The following is a 16,715-nucleotide window of genomic DNA, read 5'->3' as shown; positions in this document are numbered from 1 at the left end:
GCACATCCCGGGAGAGCGGGAAAGGGCGCTCCCCCGATCGGGGGAGGCCCCCGGTGGATCACGACCGCGATACTGGTCAGATCATGATCAAGGGAATCCGGCCGCTCCTGAGCGGCTCCACGTACTCGGGTGCGCTGTTCGCCATCTGCGGTGCGGTGGTGAGCCTTCCGCTGCTGCCCCTCGCGATGCTCCCGGCGCTGGCGTGGCGGTCCGCTCCCTACGCGGCGCAGGTCGTCGTGACCCTGGTGGCCTGGGCCGCGCTCGTGGGCACGGTCGGGCTGGCACGCACGACGCGGCGGGTACTGGTCGCGTGCGCCCGGTGGGCGCTGAAGGTGCCGTTGCCGGATCCGGTGGTCATCCGTCGGCGCGCGGCCCCACCCGGCACGGGGACGAATCCTCCCGTGCCCGTCCCCGCCGATCGCCTCCGGACTCCGCTCTGGCTGCTGCTGCACGTGGCCCTCGGATGGATGGGGACGATGGTGAGCGGTCTCCTGCTCCTCGCCGCCCTCACCCTCCCGCTCGGCGCCGACGCGGGGCTGAGCCTCTTCGGCCGGACGGTGCGGGCGGACGGCGCCTGGTCGCGCGGGGTGGCGGCGCTCGTGTGCCTGCTGCTGGCGGCGGTGGGCTGCGTGACGGTGACGCAGGCGCTGCGGTGGCTCGCGCCGAGGCTGCTCGGGCCGTCACCGGCGGAACGGCTCGCGCTGGCGGCCGAGCGGGAACGGCGGCTGGCCGAACGCAACCGGCTCGCCCACGAGCTGCACGACTCGATCGGGCACACCCTGACGGCGGCGACGATCCAGGCGGCGGTGGCGGGCGAGGTGCTCGCCACCGACCCGGTGGCGGCGCGGGCCGCGCTGCGCGGCATCGAGGAGTCGGCCCGGTCGGCGCTGGAGGACCTGGACTACGTGCTGGGCGCGCTGCGCGAGGAGGCCGCGCCGACCGCCCCGACACGGACCCTGGCCGACCTGCCCGAGCTGCTCGAACGGCTGCGGCACGCGGGCGCGGTGGTGGAGCCGGAGCTCTCCGGCGAGTGGGCGCAGGTGAACGGGACGCTGTCCCGGGCGGCGTACCGGATCCTGCAGGAGGGTCTGACCAACGCGCTGCGGCACGGGGCCGGCGGTCCGGTCCGGGTCCGCGTGGCGGCGGCGCCGGGCGTACTGGAGCTCGGGGTGGTCAACCGGGTCGGTCCCGGGCCCAGGGGCGGGGCGGGCCGCCGGGCCTTCCCGACCTCCGGGCACGGCTTGCCCGGACTCGCGGAGCGCGTGCGGCTGCTGCACGGCGAGATGGAGTCCGGGCCGGCCGGACCGCAGCACTGGCGGCTCGCCGTCCGGCTGCCGGTACGCTCGTCGTCATGATCGCTTCGGACACCGGCACGCCTGCCCTGACCAGCGCCGATGTGAGCGCCCCCGCCCCCGCCGTCGCCCCCGTCGCCGTCCTGATCGCGGACGACGACGCGGTGACTCGCAGCGGTCTGCGCGTGCTCCTCTCGGCCCAGCAGGGGATCGCGGTCGTCGGGGAGGCCGCCGACGGTGTCGAAGCGGTCGAGGAGGCGCAGCGGCTGCGGCCGGACGTGGTCCTGATGGACGTGCGGATGCCGCGCCTCAACGGCATCGAGGCGACCAGGCGCCTGCTGGCCGGTCCGGAGGCAGCGCCGAAGGTCGTGGTGATCACCACCTTCGAGAACGACGGGTACGTCACCGCCGCGCTCAGTGCCGGGGCCTGCGGCTTCGTGCTCAAGCGGTTCCCGGTGCCCGAGATCGCGGAGGCGGTGCGGGTGGTCGCGGCCGGCGAGGCGATCGTCTTCCCGGCGGCCCTGCGGCAGATGGTCACCGCCCGCCCGCTGAACTCCGCCGAGGCGCTGCCCCGGGCGGCTCTGACGGACCGGGAGGAGGAGGTGCTGCGCCTCATGGCCACGGGTCTGTCCAACCCGGAGATCGCGGAGTCGTTCGGGGTGGGCCTGGAGACGGTGAAGACGCACGTCGGGAACGTGCTGACCAAGCTCGGTGCGCAGAACCGGACCCACGCGGTGGTGATCGCGTACGAATCGGGCCTGGTGGTGCCGGGATTCCCCGGCTGAGACGGCCTGATGGCGACCGGTCCGTCTCTCGCCGCCGAAGGTCTTCCAAGGCTTGATCCACGAGAGGCAACCGGACGCGCGTTCTCACCGTCAACAAGGGTGTGAAACTGACAGGCACGCCCTTCTTCGTCCTCTCGCTCGTCCTCGTCCCGCTCTCCATAGGCCTTCTGATGTACTTCTGGAACCGGGTGCGCGGGCCGCAGCCGCTCCGGTTCGGGGCGCGGTTCGGGATGGTGGTGTTCGCCCAGGTCACCGCCGTGACCCTGGTGTTCGTGATGGTGAACAACGACAACCACCTCTACGGCGGCTGGGACGACCTGCTCGGCACCGGCAACCACGTCCGGGCCGTGCCCGTGCCGCCCGCGGGGGACGCGACGGCGGCCGCGAACGCGCCCGGACAGCCCCGGGTGATCCAGCAGTTCGGGCCGGTGGACGACAAGGCCGTGCCGAAGGACGTGAAGACGACCGACCTGAAGGGCCGCGTCTCCGGCGTGGACGGCGAGGTCCTGGTCTGGACGCCGCCGCAGTACGACGACCCGGCCTACAAGGACAAGAAGTTCCCGGTCGTCGAACTGCTCGCCGGCTTCCCCGGCTCGTCGAGCGCCTGGTTCGGCAGCATGAACGTCTCCAAGCAGCTGGCGCCGCTGATGAAGTCCGGTCAGGTCGCGCCGTTCATCCTGGTCTCGCCGCGCGTCGTGCTGCTCCCCGGGCACGTCGACACCGGCTGCGCCGACGTGCCCGGCAAGGTCAACGCCGAGACCTGGCTGGCGCGTGACGTGCCGCAGATGGTCCTCGACAACTTCCGCGCCGAGCCCGGCCCGGAGAACTGGGCCGTGGCCGGCTACTCGGCGGGCGCGCACTGCGCGGCTCGGCTCGGCATCGCGCACTCGAACCGCTTCCACGCGGCCGTGAGCATGTCCGGCTACAACGACCCGATGGGCGAGAACGACTCGCTGACCGCCAAGGACGCGCACCTGCGGGAGGTCTCCAACCCGCTCTACATGCTGCAGCACGCGCAGACCCCGCCGGACGTCGCGCTGTACGTGACGGGCAAGAAGGGCGACGGCTACGAGGACGCGGTCGCGCTGCAGAAGGCCGCGAAGGCACCGACCGCCGTCACCCCGGTCGAGGTCAACGGGCCGCACCTGACGTCCACGTGGGAGCCGATGGTGCCGTCGGTGTTCGCGTGGCTGACCCAGGCCGTCGGGAAGACGGGCTGATCACCGGCCCGGGCTCAGGGCTTGACGGCGACGGCCGCGTAGGCGGAGACCTGCGCGTCCGTCGCCCCGCCCGGGCCGGCGCCGTCCTCGCCGCCCCCGCCGTCCTCGCCGGCGTCCGGGCGCCAGCGGTGGCTGGCGACGAGGCCCGGGTCGAGCAGCTGCCAGCCGTCGAAGAAGCCGGCGATCTCCTCCCGGGTGCGCATCCGTACCGCGGTCCCGGCGGCCTGGTAGACCTGCGCGGCGCGCTCGGTCTCGGCGGGGGCGAAGTCCGGAGTGCCGTGGCTGAGCACGAGCGCGCTGCCGGCGGGCATGGCCCGCTTGAGCCGCTCGACGATCGCGTGGGCGTCGTCCTCGCCCGGCACGAAGTGCAGCAGCGCGACCAGGCTGAGCGCCACCGGGCGGCCGAGGTCGAGGGTGTCGCGCAGTTCGGCCGAGCGCAGTATGGCCTCCGGTTCGCGGACGTCCGCCTGGACGTAGGCGGTGCGGCCCTGCGGGGTCGAGTGCAGCAGCGCCTGCGCGTGCGCGTACACGATCGGGTCGTTGTCGGCGTAGACGACGAGTGCCCGCGGATTCACTCGTTGGGCTACTTCGTGCAGGTTGGGCGAGGTCGGGATGCCGGTGCCGACGTCGAGGAACTGGTCGATGCCGCGGTCCGCGAGCAGCCGGGTCGAGCGGTGCATGAACGCCCGGTTGGCGCGGGCGGCGGTGCGGGCCCACGGGAAGACGGCCATCGCCCGCCCGGCCGCCTCGCGGTCGGGCGCGAAGTTGGTGGTGCCGCCGAGGAAGTAGTCGTACATCCGGGCCGAATGCGCCCGGTACAGCTGCAGATCCACCTCGGCACCGTCACTGCCCGTCCCCACGGCTCCCCCTTCGCCACGACGCCCGGGGCCCAAGAATAGGTGAGGAACCGTCAGTTCCGTCCGTAGTCCTACTTTTCCGTCCGCTCCGCCGGATCCGCGCGCCGCCATTGCACGACGAGCCCCCCGATGCGCTTGCATGTGTCACGGGGGCGCGCACGTTCCCCTTCGACCACACGGGAAGGTCCACGGCATGACCATCAACCGGGGCGCCCGCTTGAGACTCACCTTCGACGCCTTCTGCGGCACCCACGAGCCCGCCTGGATCGCGTTCGCCCGCACCCAGGTCGGCCCGCAGGGCGACGCGGCCGCCCTCGTGGTCCGCCGCACCCGGGAGCACCTGCACCGCAACTGGGCGCTCGCGCTGCGCCAGGAGGTCCCGGCCGCCTACGCCTGGCGCCTGCTCAAGGAGCACCTCGCCGCCTGGCTCGCCGCGCAGGGCGAACCGGCCGCCGTCCAGACGGCCGCGATGGACGCCGCGATCGGCCGCTTCTGCCACCGGGCCGGCCTGCGCCCGGAGACCCTCGCCGAACAGCTCGCACTGCTCGGCGCGGTCCTGGCCCTGCCCGAGCGCCAGCGGGACGCCGTCGTCCTCGCCTACTGCCTCGGCCTGGCGGACGAGGAGGCCGCCGCCTACCTCGGCATCCCGCCCGCGACGCTGCGCGCGCACCGCCGCCAGGCCCACCGCCGCATCGCGCGGGCGGTGGGGCGGCCGGACTTCGCGTCGGGGCGGCTCGTGGTACTGGAAGCATGTCAAGGGGAGGAACGATGACGGGGGCGGCGTACGGACGACTACTGGGCTGGGTGGACGGGGGCAGGCACGAAGGGGCCCGGCACGTCACGGTCGTCCCGTGCGCGCTGGCCGCCTCGCCGTCCCTGTCGGACCGCGTGACGGCCGCGCCCGCGCCGTTCCCGTCCGAGCACGAACAGGCCGCCCACGAGCTGGACCTGGCCACCGCGCTGGTGCTCGGCGCGCCGCAGGCCGGCCGCTCGCTGGACCTGCTGGTGAACAGTCACCGCATCCACCCCGAGGGCGCGCTGGTCTTCGGGTGCCTGCTGGCCGTCACCGGCCGGGACGACCCGGCCCAGTTCTGGTGGCAGTTCGCCGCCGGCTCGGGCAGCTCCACCGCCGCGTACCTGCTGCACCTGCACCACCTGCGGCTGGGGGAGCCCCGGGACGCCGCCTACTGGCGGGACCAGGCGGAGCGCCTCGCGGCCGCCCCGCGCCGCAAGCACCGTCCTCTCCGGGCCACCGAGCCGCTGTTCCCGGACGACGTGCGCCACGACATCCTCGCCCGCTGCCACGAGGGACTCCACCCGAAGCTGCCGACCGCCCTGGAGGCGGCGATCAACCGCCTCACCGTCACCTCCGACGACGAGGACTACGGCGAGATCCCGCAGCCCCGCTCGGCCCTCGTCTCGGAACTGGCCGCCCCGGAACGGGCGTAGCGCCGGGGCAGTAGTGAGAGCCCGTGCCGCCCCTCCGCGACGGGAGGGGCGGCACGGGCCGGGCGAGCATCCGTCAGCGGGTCAGCACTGGCGCAGGCCCGGCGCCGGGTCGGAGGAGGTGAAGACGTCGACGGCGGGGACGTTGCCCCACGGGCCCTGGTCGGTCTGGGTCCAGTACCAGATGTCGTTTCCGCCGGGGTGGGTGTCGCCGTGGCCCCAGCAGTCGAACCAGTTGTAGCCGCCCACCAGGGTGCCGCGGGTCGCGGAGCGGTAGGAGCGGTCGGCGAAGGCCCGGGCGCCGGCGTTGTTGCCGCACCACAGCCTGCCGTCGCCGTGCACGCTGCAGTCGGCGGTGACGGCCGGCCTGGCGGAGGCCTCCCGCATGCCGGGCGCCGCGCCGGCGCTCGGGGCGGTGGCGACGAGGCCGGCGGTGAGGACGAGGACGGCGAGAGCGCCGGGGACCTTACGACTCATCGGCATGGGGCATCCCTTTCTGGACAGCGGGCCTTGCTGGACAACGGGCTGTGCCGGACGACGGGTCGTGCCGGACGACGGGCCGTGCCGCGCCGAGGAGTTGCGCACGAACGACCGACGGCGCACTGCGGCCTTTCCCGTGAGGCAAGGCTTACCTGGCCGGGTCCGGGCGGGCTATCCATCCGCGGCCGCTCCGCCGCTGCCGTGGATGGATAGTGCCCCGCCGGGCGCGGACGGTCTAATGGATGCGTTCTCGCGGGGGCCGGTTCTCGCGCAGGACCGCCGACGGCGTCCGTCCGTACGTCTTGCGGTACGTCTCGGCGAAGCGGCCCAGGTGTGTGAAGCCCCAGCGCAGGGCGACCTCGGTCACGGTGCTCGCGGTGGCCTCCCCACGGGCCATCGCGAGCAGGTCGCGGTGGGCCGCCTCCAGCCGGACGTTCCGCAGGTGGGCGAGCGGGGTCGTGCCGAGCCGGCTGCGGAAGCCGGCCCGCAGGCTGCGCACGCTGACCCGGGCGGCCACGGCCATGTCGGCGACCGAGATCGGTTCGTGCGCGTGGTCGCTGCAGTAGGCGAGGGCGCGGCCGACGGCTCCGGCGGGTGCCGCGCGGTCCGGGCCCGACCAGGGGCTGATCCGGTGCGGCTGGGCGTCCAGGAGGCCGTGGACCAGCAGCTGTTCGAAGTGTCCGCGCGCGAGCGGTGAGGCGTCGAGCAGGCCGGACTCGGCGGAGCGGGTGAAGCTCTGCACGGTGCTCAGCCACGCGGCGACGGTGCCCGAGCCGGTGTCGAGCACCGGGTCGAAGCGGGTGATGCCCGATGGCGTGTCGCCGAGCCGGACGGCCAGGGCGTCGTCGAGGGCCTGGCGGGTGATCAGGACGACGCGGTTGAGGCTGTCGCCGTTCCAGGCCATGGCGAGCCGCTGGCCGGGCCCGGCGATGCTGAGCGTCGTGGGCAGTTCGGTGCCGTCGACGGTGACGGTGCCGTGGCCGGCGAGCGGGATGTGGACGTTGTAGAACCTGGCCAGTTCGCCCGGGTCGATCTCCACGGCGGTGCCGTACCCGAGGTCGTAGACCGAGACGGGCCCGGCCCAGATCCGGCGGAACTGGCCGTCGGCGCGCCGGTCGTGGTCGACGACGCGCAGGCGGTGGGGCGAGAAGTGGGCGCTGACCAGGGCGTGGAGTTCTTCGACGTCTCCGCCCTGGTAGAGCAGGCCCGCACGGGCGTCGTCGGCGTGCGGGCCGGGATCGAAGTCAGCTGGCATGGCCCCCCGGCCTTCTCTGGTGGAATATCAGGTGTCACCTGGGTCGTTGAAAGTTGTTGGATCGGCCCACAATAGCGTGCACATGACAGATCGTTCCCGGGGGCGGGGATGAGAAAAGCCTGGGAGGTGCCGCGATGCGCGGCACCTCCCAGGTCGTGGGGTGTCAGTCCGTCAGCCGGTCAACCCGTCAGTCCGTCAGCCGGTCGGCCGGCCGGTCAGCCGGCCGATGCGTCCGTCGGGCAGCGCGTCCCGGCGGCCGGGACGGTGCCGTCCACCAGGAAGGCGTCGACGGCGGTCCGGATGCAGCTGCTCGCGCCGTACCCGGTGTGCCCCTCGCCCTCGCGGGTCAGCAGGACGGCGTTGCCCAGCTCGGAGGTGAGCTTCTCCGCCCACGCGTACGGCGTGGCCGGGTCGCCGGTGGAGCCGACGACGACGATCGGGTTGGTGGCGGCCGACTTGACCGCGTGCGGCTTCTCGGCGGAGGCGGCCGGCCAGGTGCGGCAGTCCGGGTCGAACAGGGCGGCCGCCGGGTTGTGCTTGCTGACCAGCGGCGCCTTGGTCGCGAGGTCGGCGAGCGCGGCCTGGAGCTGGTCGGCGGGCGGGGTGTTCGTCGCGCCGTCGGCGCAGTGGATCGCGGTGTACGCGTCGGCCGAGGCCTTGTAGTGCCCGTCCTTGTCGCGGCCGGAGGCGCCGTCGGCGAGCTGGTAGAGGTAGTCGCCCTTGCCGCGCATCGCGGCCTTGATGATCTCGCGCAGCGGCTTCCAGTCCCGCTCGCCGCCGTACAGGTTGTCGAGCACGCCGTTCCAGGCGGCCGTGGCGGTGAGGGTGCGGCCGTCGGAGGTGGTGAGCGGCTTGTCCTTGAGGCCGTCGAGGAAGTCGGCGAGCTTCTGCGGGGCCCGGTCGGGGTCCTGGCCGAGCGGGCAGCCGTCCTTGCCGGCGCAGTCGGCGGCGAAGGCCTTGAGGGCGCGCTCGAAGCCGGCCTGCTGCTCGACGTTGTGCTGCACGAGGCTGGTGGACGGCGAGGTGGCGCCGTCGAGCACCAGGTGGCCGACGCGGTCCGGGAACTCCTCGGCGTAGAGCGAGCCGAGGTAGGTGCCGTAGGACATGCCCAGGTAGTTGAGCTTCTGGTCGCCGAGGGCCGCGCGCAGGACGTCCATGTCGCGGGCGGTGTTGCGGGTGCCGACGTACGGCAGGACGCTCGCGTACTTCGCCTGGCAGGCGTCGGCGAGCGCCTTGCCGTGGTCGTCGCCGGGCTGGTCGGTGGTGAGCCAGCCGTCGCGGGCGTGGTCGTCCAGGCAGTTGATCGGGCTGGTGGCGCCGGCGCCGCGGGGGTCGAAGCCGACCATGTCGAAGCGGTCGTGCAGCGTGGTGCCCTTGGACTGCTTGGCACCGGCCTTGACCATGTTCACCCCGGAGCCGCCCGGGCCGCCGGGGTTGAGGAGCAGCGAGCCGACGCGCTGGTCGGGCTTGCCGGCGGGGTCGCGGACGACGGCGACGTCGAGCGTGCCGGTGGCCGGGTTGGCGTAGTCGAGCGGCACCTTGAGGGTGGTGCACTGCAGGGCGGAGTCGTCCGTCGTGCCGGTTTTCGGGTCCGGCGGGCAGGCCGCCCAGGCGAGTTGCTGGCCGTAGAACGCCTTGAGCGCCGGGTCGGCGGCGCCGGTGGGCCTGGGCGTCGGGGTCGGCGTGGCGGTCGGCGTCGCCGCGGTGGTGGCGCTGGGTGAGGGCGTGCCGGAGGCGGCGGTGGTGCCGCCGCCCGAGCTCGTGCAGCCGGCGAGGAGTGCCGCACCGAGGGCGGCGGTGACGGCCACGGGCAGGGTGGCGCGTCGCGAGGGACGGAGGTTCTTCACGCGCACACACATATCATTCGCCTGCGACATCGATCGTACGGGGAGGGTCCTTCCCGCCCCCGGGTCCGCGGCAGAAGCCGGACAAAGGGCGACGAAGTGCGGCCCGCCACCGTTCGCATGCGGCCGGGAGGGCGCCGCGCCGGTTGTCGCGAACTCCATTCACAGCCTTGTCGATCAGTGGGACGCTGTGGCCATGACAGATCAGACCGCAGCCCTGCCGCTGCGCGACCCCGCACCGGCCGCGGGCGGACGGCGGCGTCAACTGGCCGCCGCCACCGTCGGATCGGTGGTCGAGTCCTTCGACTGGAACGTGTACGCCGTCCTCGCGCCGTACTTCGCGGCGGACCTCTTCGGCCACGGCAAGGGCGGCGTGAGCGGGCTGCTCGCGGCGTACGTCGGTTTCGCGGTCGGCTTCGTGGCGCGGCCGGTCGGCTCGTTCCTCATCGGCCGGCTGAGCGACGGCCGCGGGCGGCGCTTCGGCCTCACGCTCAGCATGTCGGTGATCGCCGCCGCCAGCCTCGGGATCGCGCTCCTGCCCGGACAGCAGACCATCGGTGTATGGGCGGCCGTCCTCGCCGTCGCCGCGCGCGTCGTCCAGGGGCTCGCCTTCGGCGGCGAGACGCCCACCGTCGCCGCGTACGTGACGGAGACCGCGCCGCCGCGCCACCGGTTCGCGTTCAGCTCGGTGTCGTACGGCGGCATCATCATCGGCTCGCTGATCTCGTACGGCGTCCTGGCCGTGCTGCTCCACACCCTCGGCAAGGAGGGGCTGAAGCACGGCGGTTGGCGCTGGGGCTTCGTCGTCGCGGCCGTGCTCGGCCTCGCCGCCGTGTGGGTGCGGCGGGCCGCGCCGGAGAGCGAGGAGTTCCACCGCGGCCGGGCCGGCGGGGAGAGCGGACGCCCCGGGTTCCTCGACACGGTGAGCCGCCACCGTTGGGCCGTGCTCACCGTCTTCCTGCACACCCTCGGCGGCACGATCGGCTACTACTTCGCGCTGGTCTACCTGCCGCAGTACGCCGCGGCCTACGGCGTCATCGGCAAGGAGGAGGCGGCCTCCTTCATGACGGTCGTCCTCGCCGTCGTCCTCGCCACCATGCTGCTCGGGGGCGTACTCGCCGACCGGGTGGGCCTGTTGCCGGTCATGCGGACCGCCTTCGCCCTCACCGTCGTGCTCGTGCTGCCGCTGCTCGCCGCCATGCGGCACGGCTGGCTGTCCTTCCAACTCGTGGCCGTCGTCCTGGGGATGCTCGTCGCCACCCAGCTCGGCACGCTCAACGTCTTCACCGGCATGCTGTTCCCGACCGCCGTGCGGGCCGTCGGCGTCGGCGTCGTCAACGCGGCCACCATCGCGGCGTTCGGCGGCACCTTCCCGCTGCTCGCCGAGTGGCTCAACGGCCACCACCGCCTCGGCGTGATCCCCTTCTACGTCACGCTCTGCTCGCTCGGGCCGCTGCTCGCGACCTTCACCGTCCTGCGCGTTCCCGCGTTCACCGCCGCGATCCGGAACTCCCGCCCCCGCACCGCAGGTGGTCGTGTACAGTCCGAAGCCGGCTGACGTTCGGTCATCTTCCGCAACCGAAACGGCCGAAGAGGTCATCCCGGGAGGAACCATGGCACAGCGCGACGAATCCGGCGACTGGCTCGGCCTGCGGGCGTCGGAGCAGCCGGCGGAGCCGCTGCCCTCGTTGGACCTGCGCACCGACCGCGCCCACCCCGCCCGGGTCTACGACTACCTGCTCGGCGGCAAGACCAACTTCCCGGTGGACCGCGAGGTCGGCGACCGCATCCTCACCGAGTGGCCCGGTTCGCGCACCGCCACCCGCGCGGCCCGGGCCGTCATGCACCGGATGACCCGCCACCTCGCCGAAACCCACGGCGTGCGCCAGTTCCTCGACGTCGGCACCGGCATCCCCACCGGGCCCAACCTGCACGAGGTCGCCCAGTCCGTCGACCCGACCAGCCGCATCGTCTACGTCGACAACGACCCGATCGTGCTCGCCCACTCCCGGGCCCTGCTCACCAGCGCGCCCGAGGGCCGCACCGCCTACGTCGAGGGCGACTTCCGCGACCCGGAGCACTTCCTGGCCGACCCGGCGGTCGCCGGCACGCTCGACTTCGACCGGCCGATCGCCCTGATGCTCGTCAACCTCGTGCACTTCCTCTCCGACGAGGCGGCGCACCCGCCCGTCCGCAAGCTCCTCGACGCCCTCCCGTCCGGCAGCTTCCTCGCCCTCACCGCCGGCACCGCCGACACGATCCCCGAGCTGGTGGCCATCGGTTCGAAGCGGTACTCCGAGGCCGGCATAGAGAACCACCTGCGCACGCGCGCCGGCGTGGAGCGCTTCTTCGACGGCCTGGAGCTCGACGACCCCGGCGTGACCCTGATCAACCGCTGGCGCCCCGAGCTCGACGACGAGCCCGCCCTCGCGGACCACGAGGTGTCGGCCTACGCGGGCGTGGCCCGCAAGCCGTGACGCCGGCCGGGCGCCCCGGTGTCCGTCGCCGGCCGGCTCTACCGCACGCCGGAGGGCGGAGTCACCGGCGCCCCGACGGTCCTACAGCTGCGCGAGGCCCTGGCGGAGGCCGCCGGCGGAGCCGGGGTCAGAGCCTGACCAGCCGCTCCAGCATGAACTGCTCCTCGGGCGAGACGTCGAGGAACAGCGACCGGACCACGTAGCGGCCCTCGGGAAGGTGCACCCGGATCGAGTCGGCCTCGGTGACGTCCTCGCCGGCCACCAGGCAGTCCACGAGCCGGTAGTCCCCGTCGAGCGAAACCTCGCAGGCGTCCTCCCAGCCGTCCGAGTCCATCGCCCGCTCCACCGCGCGCGCCAGCCCGAGGTCGTCCTCGGCCGTGTACCAGCGGGCGAACGTCAGGTGCTCGGCGAAGTAGGTCGCGGGGAGCGGCTCCCCGCCCAGGACCAACACGTCGCCGTGGCCCGGCAGGTCGACCCGCGAGACGTAGTCGCCGAAAGCGTTCACGGCCTCGGTGCCGTCCCACGAGGCGACGTACGGCTCCGGGCACAGGGCGTAGTAGCCGAAATCGGTCCCGTCGATCCACTTCAGCGCCGACCTGACCACTCGTTCTCCCGCTCTCCGTGCCTGATGAGGCGATCAAGGCTACCGGCGGATCCGCGGGGCCCTCCGGCCGGCCGCCGTGAATCGGGCGGGCTCACACCATCGCCATGACATGAACATGCGAGTAAAGTTCTGCGACACCAATGGCCCGGGTGACACAGGGGGAGTCCGTGAGCATCGCACGCAGACAGTTACTCAAGGGATCGTCGGCGGCCGGGGCCGCACTCGTCGCGGGCCTCGCCGCGCCGACGTCCGCCACGGCGGCGCCCACGCCGCTCCTGCAGTCCACCCCGCACCGGCTCGGGGCGCCGAGCGTGAGCGGGATCCACCTCCAGTTCGGCAACGACCCCTCCGGCGAGATGACCGTCTCCTGGATCACCCCGCAGTCCGTCCGCCGCCCCCACGTGCGGGTCGGCTCGCCGGACGGCGGACTCGGACGCGTCGTCGAGGCCGAGACGCGCACCTACCGGGACGCGCTCTCCAAGGACGAGGTGTACGTCCACCACGCCCGCCTCACCGGGCTGCGGGCCGCGACCACGTACCTGTACGCCGCCGGACACGACGGCGCCAACCCCGAGACGGGGTCCTTCACGACCGCGCCGCGCGGCCGGGCCGCCTTCACCTTCACCAGCTTCGGCGACCAGGGCACGCCCAACCTCCGCCGCAAGGTCGAGTTCCCCGACGGCGTCCCCTCCCCGCTCGGCAAGTACCCGGTGTACACCAGCAGCCAGATCGGATCCCCGGCCTCCGCCGACATCGTCGCCGCCGTCGAACGCGTCGGCCCGCTGTTCAACCTCGTCAACGGCGACCTCTGCTACGCCTCCTACAGCGGCCGGCACGGCCAGAGCCGCACCGGGACGTGGGCGGACTGGTTCATCTCCAACAGCCGCTCCACCCGGCTGCGCCCGTGGATGCCGTGCGCCGGGAACCACGAGACGGAGAGCGGGAACGGCCCGATCGGCGCCCTCGGCTACCAGACGTACTTCGACCTGCCCGAGTCCGCCGCCTCCGCCGACGAGGAGACGGCCGGCATGTGGTACGCGTTCACGGTCGGCGCGGTGCGCTTCATCAGCCTCGCCAACGAGGACGTCGCCATCCAGAACAGCAGCGAGATCTACCTGCGCGGCTACTCGGGCGGCGCCCAGGAGCGCTGGCTGGAACGCGAGTTGCGGGCCGCCAGGAACAGCCGGGCGATCGACTGGATCGTCGTCTGCATGCACCACCCGATGATCTCGACGTCCAAGCACGGCAGCGGCAGCGACCTCGGCATCCGCGAGGCCTGGGGCCCGCTGTTCGACGAGTACGGCGTGGACCTGGTGGTGAGCGGCCACGAGCACTACTACGAGCGCTCCCACCCCGTCCGCGGGACGCTCCCCAACGACGTCCGCACACCGGTCCCGTCCGGGACGGACCCCGACTTCGCCGACACCGACCACGGCACCGTCCACATGGTCATCGGCGCCGGCGGGAACGCCGCGACCACCCAGGACGACCTGTTCGAGACGAAGCAGGGCCGCGTCGTCGTCGCACTGGAGCCCAAACCGGCCCCGGGCGCCCCGTACCGCGAGTCGGTCTGGGTGACGGAGGACGCCCCGTGGGCCGCCGTCCAGGACCGCGAACACACCCACGGCTTCGCGGCCTTCGACGTCGACCCGGGCGACCGCCGCGGCGGCCGCACCCGGATGAAGGTCACCTACTACACCTTCGACGGCCCGCACGGCGACCTCACCCCGGTCGACACGTTCACCCTGGAACGCTCCCGCGCGGACGCCTGGGACGACTGAGGGCGCTGTCCGGTCGCCCGGTCCGCGCCCCGGCCCGTCACGCGGTCGGGGTCGCAGGCACGCAGGCGCGAAGTCGCCCGTGGGGGGAGACGCCGCCGATGCCTCTGCCCCCGGTGGCGGGCCGGGGGCAGAGGCATCGGCGGCGGAGGTCAGCGGCGGATGAACGCCGTCAGCCTGCTCCACCAACCGCCGCGCTGGTGCGGGATGGTGACGGCCACCGGTTCCGCTGCGACGGGCGGCTCAGGGGCGAGGGCCTCGACCTCCACCTCGGGCGTCGGCTCCGGCTCGGGAGCCGGCGCCTCCTCCAGGATCACCGGCGTGAACTCGACCGGGAGTTCGACGAGGTGGCGGGCCAGCCACGCCGACGTGTAGTCCAGGTCCTTCTCCTCCTCGGCGAGCCGCAGGTCCGGCAGCCGGGTGAGCAGGTGGTCGATGCTGGTCTCGGCGATGGCGCGGCCGATGTCCTGGCCGGGGCACTCGTGCGGGCCGCTGCCGAAGGACAGGTGGGAGCGGTTGCCGTGCAGCGGCGCGTTCCGGTCGGGCCGGACGACCGGGTCGAAGTTGCCCGCCGCGAGCCCGAGGAGGAGCAGGTCGCCCGCCTCGATCTGCTGCCCGCCGAGCTCGGTGTCCCCGGTGGCCCACCGGCCGGCCACCAGGATCATCGGCGGGGAGTCCCACAGCACCTGGTCGAGCGCCTCCGCGAGGGTCATGTGTCCGCCGGACAGGCTGGCGCGGAAGCGCGGGTCGGTGAGGACCATCTTCAGCGTGTCGGCGATCAGGTTGACGGTGGTCTCGTTGGCCGCCAGCAGCACGACCCGCAGGTGCTCCAGGACCTCGTCGTCGGTGAGCCCGGCCGGGTGCCGCATGAGCGAGGTGACCAGGTCGTCGCCCGGCTCGACGCGCTTGCGCTCGATGGCCCGGCGCAGGCTCGCGACGACGTACTCGTTGCTCTCGATCGCCGTCGCGGTGCCCCGCATGAGGTCGCGCGCCGCGTCGACCAGGCGCGGACCGTACTCGCGGGGCATGCCGAGCAGCTGCGTCAGGACCAGCATCGGCAGGTGTTCGGCGAACTGGCTGACCAGCTCGGCGTGCCCGGTGCGCCCGAAGTCCCGCACCATGGCGTCGACGAAGCCGATGACGTGCCGGCGGATGCCCCGGTGGTCGAAGCCGCCGAGCCCGTCGTTGAGGGCACCGCGCAGGCGCCGGTGCTCCTCGCCGTCCGCGAACACGCACAGCGGCTGCCACGCGACGACCGGCATGAGCGGCGAGTCCGCGCCGACCGTCCCGTCCTTGAACTTCGTCCACAGCCGTGAGTCGCGCGAGAAGAGCGAGGGCGTGCGCATCGCCGTGAGGTTCGCCGCGTGGCCGAGGATCAGCCAGGCCGGCACGTCGCCGTACAGCAGCACCGGCGCCACGTCGCCGTGCTCGGCGCGGAGCTTCTCGTACACCGCCCACGGGTCGGCCTCGGCCTCGGGCCCGTACAGGCGTCGCACGCCGTTCGGGCCGATCGGGCCGATCTCGGGGCGGCCGTGCGCGGGGCAGCCGGGCGGCGGGGCCACCGCGAGATCGTCGGGAAGTGCACTGTCGGAGTGCGGAGTTGTCACAGGGTCTCCGGGATCGGACGGGATCGGAACGGACAGGGAAGGTGGAACGGCCGGGCGGGCGGGGGAGGGGCCGGACCGGACGGGGCGGCGGCTCACGCCCGCTTCGCGGCGCAGTCGTACAGGTAGCGCATCAGGGCCATGAGGACGTCCCGGCAGGATTCGCGCCGCCGGGCGTCGCAGGTGACGATCGGCACGTCCCGCGGCAGGTCGAGGGCGGCCCGCAGCTCCTCGACCGGGTGCGCGGGCGAGTCCGGGAAGCCGTTGATCGCGACGACGAACGGCACGCCCCGGTCCTCCAGCCGCCCGATCACCTCGAAGCTGACCTCCAGCCGACGGGTGTCGACCAGCACCACCGCGCCGAGCGCGCCCTCGAACAGGCCGTTCCACAGGAACCAGAACCGCTCCTGCCCGGGGGTGCCGAACACGTACAGCACCAGTTCGTCGCTGATGCTGATCCGGCCGAAGTCCATCGCGACGGTCGTCTCGGTCTTGCGCTCGACCCCGGCGACGTCGTCGACGCCCTCGCCCTCCTGGGTCATCGTCTCCTCGGTGGTGAGCGGACGGATCTCGCTCACCGAACCGACCAGGGTCGTCTTGCCGACCCCGAAACCTCCGACGATCACGACCTTGACCGCCGAGGTCGCGGAGGCCGGCAGCAGGTCCGAGGCCGCCGGCCCGACCAGCGTGTCAGAGTCGCTGTAGTCCATGGATCACCGCCTCCAGGAGGGCACGGTCGGGGAAGTCCGCCGGGGGTACGGCGGCGCGGGCCTCGATCAGCTCGTCGTCGAGCAGGTCCGCCAGCAGCACGGTCACCACGCTCGTCGGCAGCCGCAGGTAGGCGGAGATCTCGGCGACGGACAGGGGTGAGGTGCACAGCCGCAGGATCGCCGCGTGCTCGGGCTGCATGCCGGGCCGCGGGTCCCTGCGGGTGACGATCAGGGTGACCAGGTCGAACGGGGTCGGCCCGGCCGGCCCGCTGCGCCCGCCCGTGATGACGTACAGGCGCTCCGGGTCGTCGTCGTCCCGGCGCCCGCCGGGGCCGGGGTCAGTCATGAGTCCACCTTTCGCTC

The 16,715-nt window shown here is 73.2% G+C and carries 16 protein-coding genes; 8 read left to right on the top strand and 8 right to left on the bottom strand.

What is annotated here, in order from left to right:
* Nucleotides 1–83 precede the first annotated feature (83 nt).
* From ACFVSN_RS01735 to ACFVSN_RS01725, 3 genes are all read left to right on the top strand, one after another.
* A complete protein-coding gene (locus ACFVSN_RS01735) occupies nt 84–1,355 on the top strand; it encodes a sensor histidine kinase (protein WP_387592655.1) in 1,272 nt (423 codons plus the stop codon).
* Nucleotides 1,352–2,077, top strand: a complete 726-nt coding sequence (locus ACFVSN_RS01730) for a response regulator (RefSeq protein ID WP_387592658.1) — start codon at nt 1,352–1,354, stop codon at nt 2,075–2,077. Before ACFVSN_RS01735 ends, ACFVSN_RS01730 begins: the two co-directional genes overlap by 4 nt.
* A 101-nt stretch (nt 2,078–2,178) precedes the next feature.
* Nucleotides 2,179–3,297, top strand: coding sequence for an alpha/beta hydrolase (locus ACFVSN_RS01725; RefSeq protein WP_387592661.1), 1,119 nt, complete (start codon nt 2,179–2,181; stop codon nt 3,295–3,297).
* A gap of 14 nt (nt 3,298–3,311) precedes the next feature.
* On the opposite strand, the gene ACFVSN_RS01720 is transcribed toward ACFVSN_RS01725, so the two are convergent.
* On the bottom strand, nt 3,312–4,130 hold the full coding sequence (locus tag ACFVSN_RS01720; protein ID WP_387592664.1) for an SAM-dependent methyltransferase: 819 nt from the start codon (nt 4,128–4,130) through the stop codon (nt 3,312–3,314).
* A 217-nt stretch (nt 4,131–4,347) separates the two neighbouring features.
* Between ACFVSN_RS01720 and ACFVSN_RS01715 the strand changes: the two genes are divergently transcribed.
* On the top strand, nt 4,348–4,926 hold the full coding sequence (locus ACFVSN_RS01715) for a sigma factor-like helix-turn-helix DNA-binding protein (protein ID WP_380435382.1): 579 nt from the start codon (nt 4,348–4,350) through the stop codon (nt 4,924–4,926).
* A complete protein-coding gene (locus ACFVSN_RS01710; RefSeq protein WP_387592667.1) occupies nt 4,923–5,603 on the top strand; it encodes a hypothetical protein in 681 nt (226 codons plus the stop codon). The genes ACFVSN_RS01715 and ACFVSN_RS01710 overlap by 4 nt, the downstream gene beginning before the upstream one ends.
* An 81-nt stretch (nt 5,604–5,684) precedes the next feature.
* On the opposite strand, the gene ACFVSN_RS01705 is transcribed toward ACFVSN_RS01710, so the two are convergent.
* The 3 genes from ACFVSN_RS01705 to ACFVSN_RS01695 form a co-directional block, all read right to left on the bottom strand.
* The gene (locus ACFVSN_RS01705; protein ID WP_380435384.1) at nt 5,685–6,083 is read right to left on the bottom strand and encodes a hypothetical protein; all 399 of its coding nucleotides are present in this window, start codon (nt 6,081–6,083) and stop codon (nt 5,685–5,687) included.
* Nucleotides 6,084–6,315: 232 nt separating this feature from the next.
* Nucleotides 6,316–7,335 carry an AraC family transcriptional regulator gene (locus ACFVSN_RS01700; protein ID WP_380490616.1) on the bottom strand — a complete coding sequence of 340 codons (1,020 nt, stop codon included), beginning with the start codon at nt 7,333–7,335 and terminating at the stop codon, nt 6,316–6,318.
* 215 nt (nt 7,336–7,550) lie between these two features.
* On the bottom strand, nt 7,551–9,182 hold the full coding sequence (locus ACFVSN_RS01695; RefSeq protein ID WP_387953584.1) for an alpha/beta hydrolase: 1,632 nt from the start codon (nt 9,180–9,182) through the stop codon (nt 7,551–7,553).
* A 193-nt stretch (nt 9,183–9,375) separates the two neighbouring features.
* Between ACFVSN_RS01695 and ACFVSN_RS01690 the strand changes: the two genes are divergently transcribed.
* The gene (locus tag ACFVSN_RS01690) at nt 9,376–10,737 is read left to right on the top strand and encodes an MFS transporter (RefSeq protein WP_380490621.1); all 1,362 of its coding nucleotides are present in this window, start codon (nt 9,376–9,378) and stop codon (nt 10,735–10,737) included.
* Nucleotides 10,738–10,792: 55 nt separating this feature from the next.
* Complete coding sequence (locus tag ACFVSN_RS01685) at nt 10,793–11,656, top strand: SAM-dependent methyltransferase (protein WP_387592674.1); 864 nt, start codon at nt 10,793–10,795, stop codon at nt 11,654–11,656.
* 127 nt (nt 11,657–11,783) lie between these two features.
* On the opposite strand, the gene ACFVSN_RS01680 is transcribed toward ACFVSN_RS01685, so the two are convergent.
* Complete coding sequence (locus ACFVSN_RS01680; protein ID WP_387592676.1) at nt 11,784–12,260, bottom strand: Imm21 family immunity protein; 477 nt, start codon at nt 12,258–12,260, stop codon at nt 11,784–11,786.
* Nucleotides 12,261–12,427: 167 nt separating this feature from the next.
* Here ACFVSN_RS01680 and ACFVSN_RS01675 point away from each other — a divergent pair, with 167 nt between their 5' ends.
* Nucleotides 12,428–14,041 (top strand): purple acid phosphatase family protein, encoded by a 1,614-nt coding sequence (locus tag ACFVSN_RS01675; protein ID WP_387592678.1) that lies wholly within the window; start codon nt 12,428–12,430, stop codon nt 14,039–14,041.
* Nucleotides 14,042–14,190: 149 nt separating this feature from the next.
* Here the strand turns inward: ACFVSN_RS01675 and ACFVSN_RS01670 are convergent, their stop codons facing one another.
* The 3 genes from ACFVSN_RS01670 to ACFVSN_RS01660 all read right to left on the bottom strand — a co-directional run bounded on the left by ACFVSN_RS01670 (nt 14,191) and on the right by ACFVSN_RS01660 (nt 16,698).
* On the bottom strand, nt 14,191–15,600 hold the full coding sequence (locus ACFVSN_RS01670) for a cytochrome P450 (RefSeq protein ID WP_380490630.1): 1,410 nt from the start codon (nt 15,598–15,600) through the stop codon (nt 14,191–14,193).
* Between the two features lie 137 nt (nt 15,601–15,737).
* Nucleotides 15,738–16,352: an ATP/GTP-binding protein gene (locus ACFVSN_RS01665; RefSeq protein ID WP_380435392.1), complete on the bottom strand. Its 615-nt coding sequence runs from the start codon at nt 16,350–16,352 to the stop codon at nt 15,738–15,740.
* Nucleotides 16,333–16,698, bottom strand: coding sequence for a DUF742 domain-containing protein (locus ACFVSN_RS01660; RefSeq protein ID WP_380435393.1), 366 nt, complete (start codon nt 16,696–16,698; stop codon nt 16,333–16,335). The genes ACFVSN_RS01665 and ACFVSN_RS01660 overlap by 20 nt, the downstream gene beginning before the upstream one ends.
* Between the last annotated feature and the right edge of the window lie 17 nt (nt 16,699–16,715).

This window comes from Kitasatospora sp. NPDC057904, assembly GCF_042887925.1.
Classification (GTDB): domain Bacteria; phylum Actinomycetota; class Actinomycetes; order Streptomycetales; family Streptomycetaceae; genus Kitasatospora.
Note: the sequence above shows the minus strand (reverse complement) of the source record. Positions and strands in the feature narration are given on the sequence as shown.

Bases quoted from the DNA above. Each gene is read 5' to 3' on its own strand.
- ACFVSN_RS01660 (WP_380435393.1), bottom strand. From the start codon at position 16,698: ATGACTGACCCCGGCCCCGGCGGGCGCCGGGACGACGACGACCCGGAG.
- ACFVSN_RS01715 (WP_380435382.1), top strand. From the start codon at position 4,348: ATGACCATCAACCGGGGCGCCCGCTTGAGACTCACCTTCGACGCCTTC.
- ACFVSN_RS01730 (WP_387592658.1), top strand. From the start codon at position 1,352: ATGATCGCTTCGGACACCGGCACGCCTGCCCTGACCAGCGCCGATGTG.
- ACFVSN_RS01735 (WP_387592655.1), top strand. From the start codon at position 84: ATGATCAAGGGAATCCGGCCGCTCCTGAGCGGCTCCACGTACTCGGGT.
- ACFVSN_RS01705 (WP_380435384.1), bottom strand. From the start codon at position 6,083: ATGCCGATGAGTCGTAAGGTCCCCGGCGCTCTCGCCGTCCTCGTCCTC.
- ACFVSN_RS01710 (WP_387592667.1), top strand. From the start codon at position 4,923: ATGACGGGGGCGGCGTACGGACGACTACTGGGCTGGGTGGACGGGGGC.
- ACFVSN_RS01685 (WP_387592674.1), top strand. From the start codon at position 10,793: ATGGCACAGCGCGACGAATCCGGCGACTGGCTCGGCCTGCGGGCGTCG.
- ACFVSN_RS01690 (WP_380490621.1), top strand. From the start codon at position 9,376: ATGACAGATCAGACCGCAGCCCTGCCGCTGCGCGACCCCGCACCGGCC.
- ACFVSN_RS01700 (WP_380490616.1), bottom strand. From the start codon at position 7,335: ATGCCAGCTGACTTCGATCCCGGCCCGCACGCCGACGACGCCCGTGCG.
- ACFVSN_RS01665 (WP_380435392.1), bottom strand. From the start codon at position 16,352: ATGGACTACAGCGACTCTGACACGCTGGTCGGGCCGGCGGCCTCGGAC.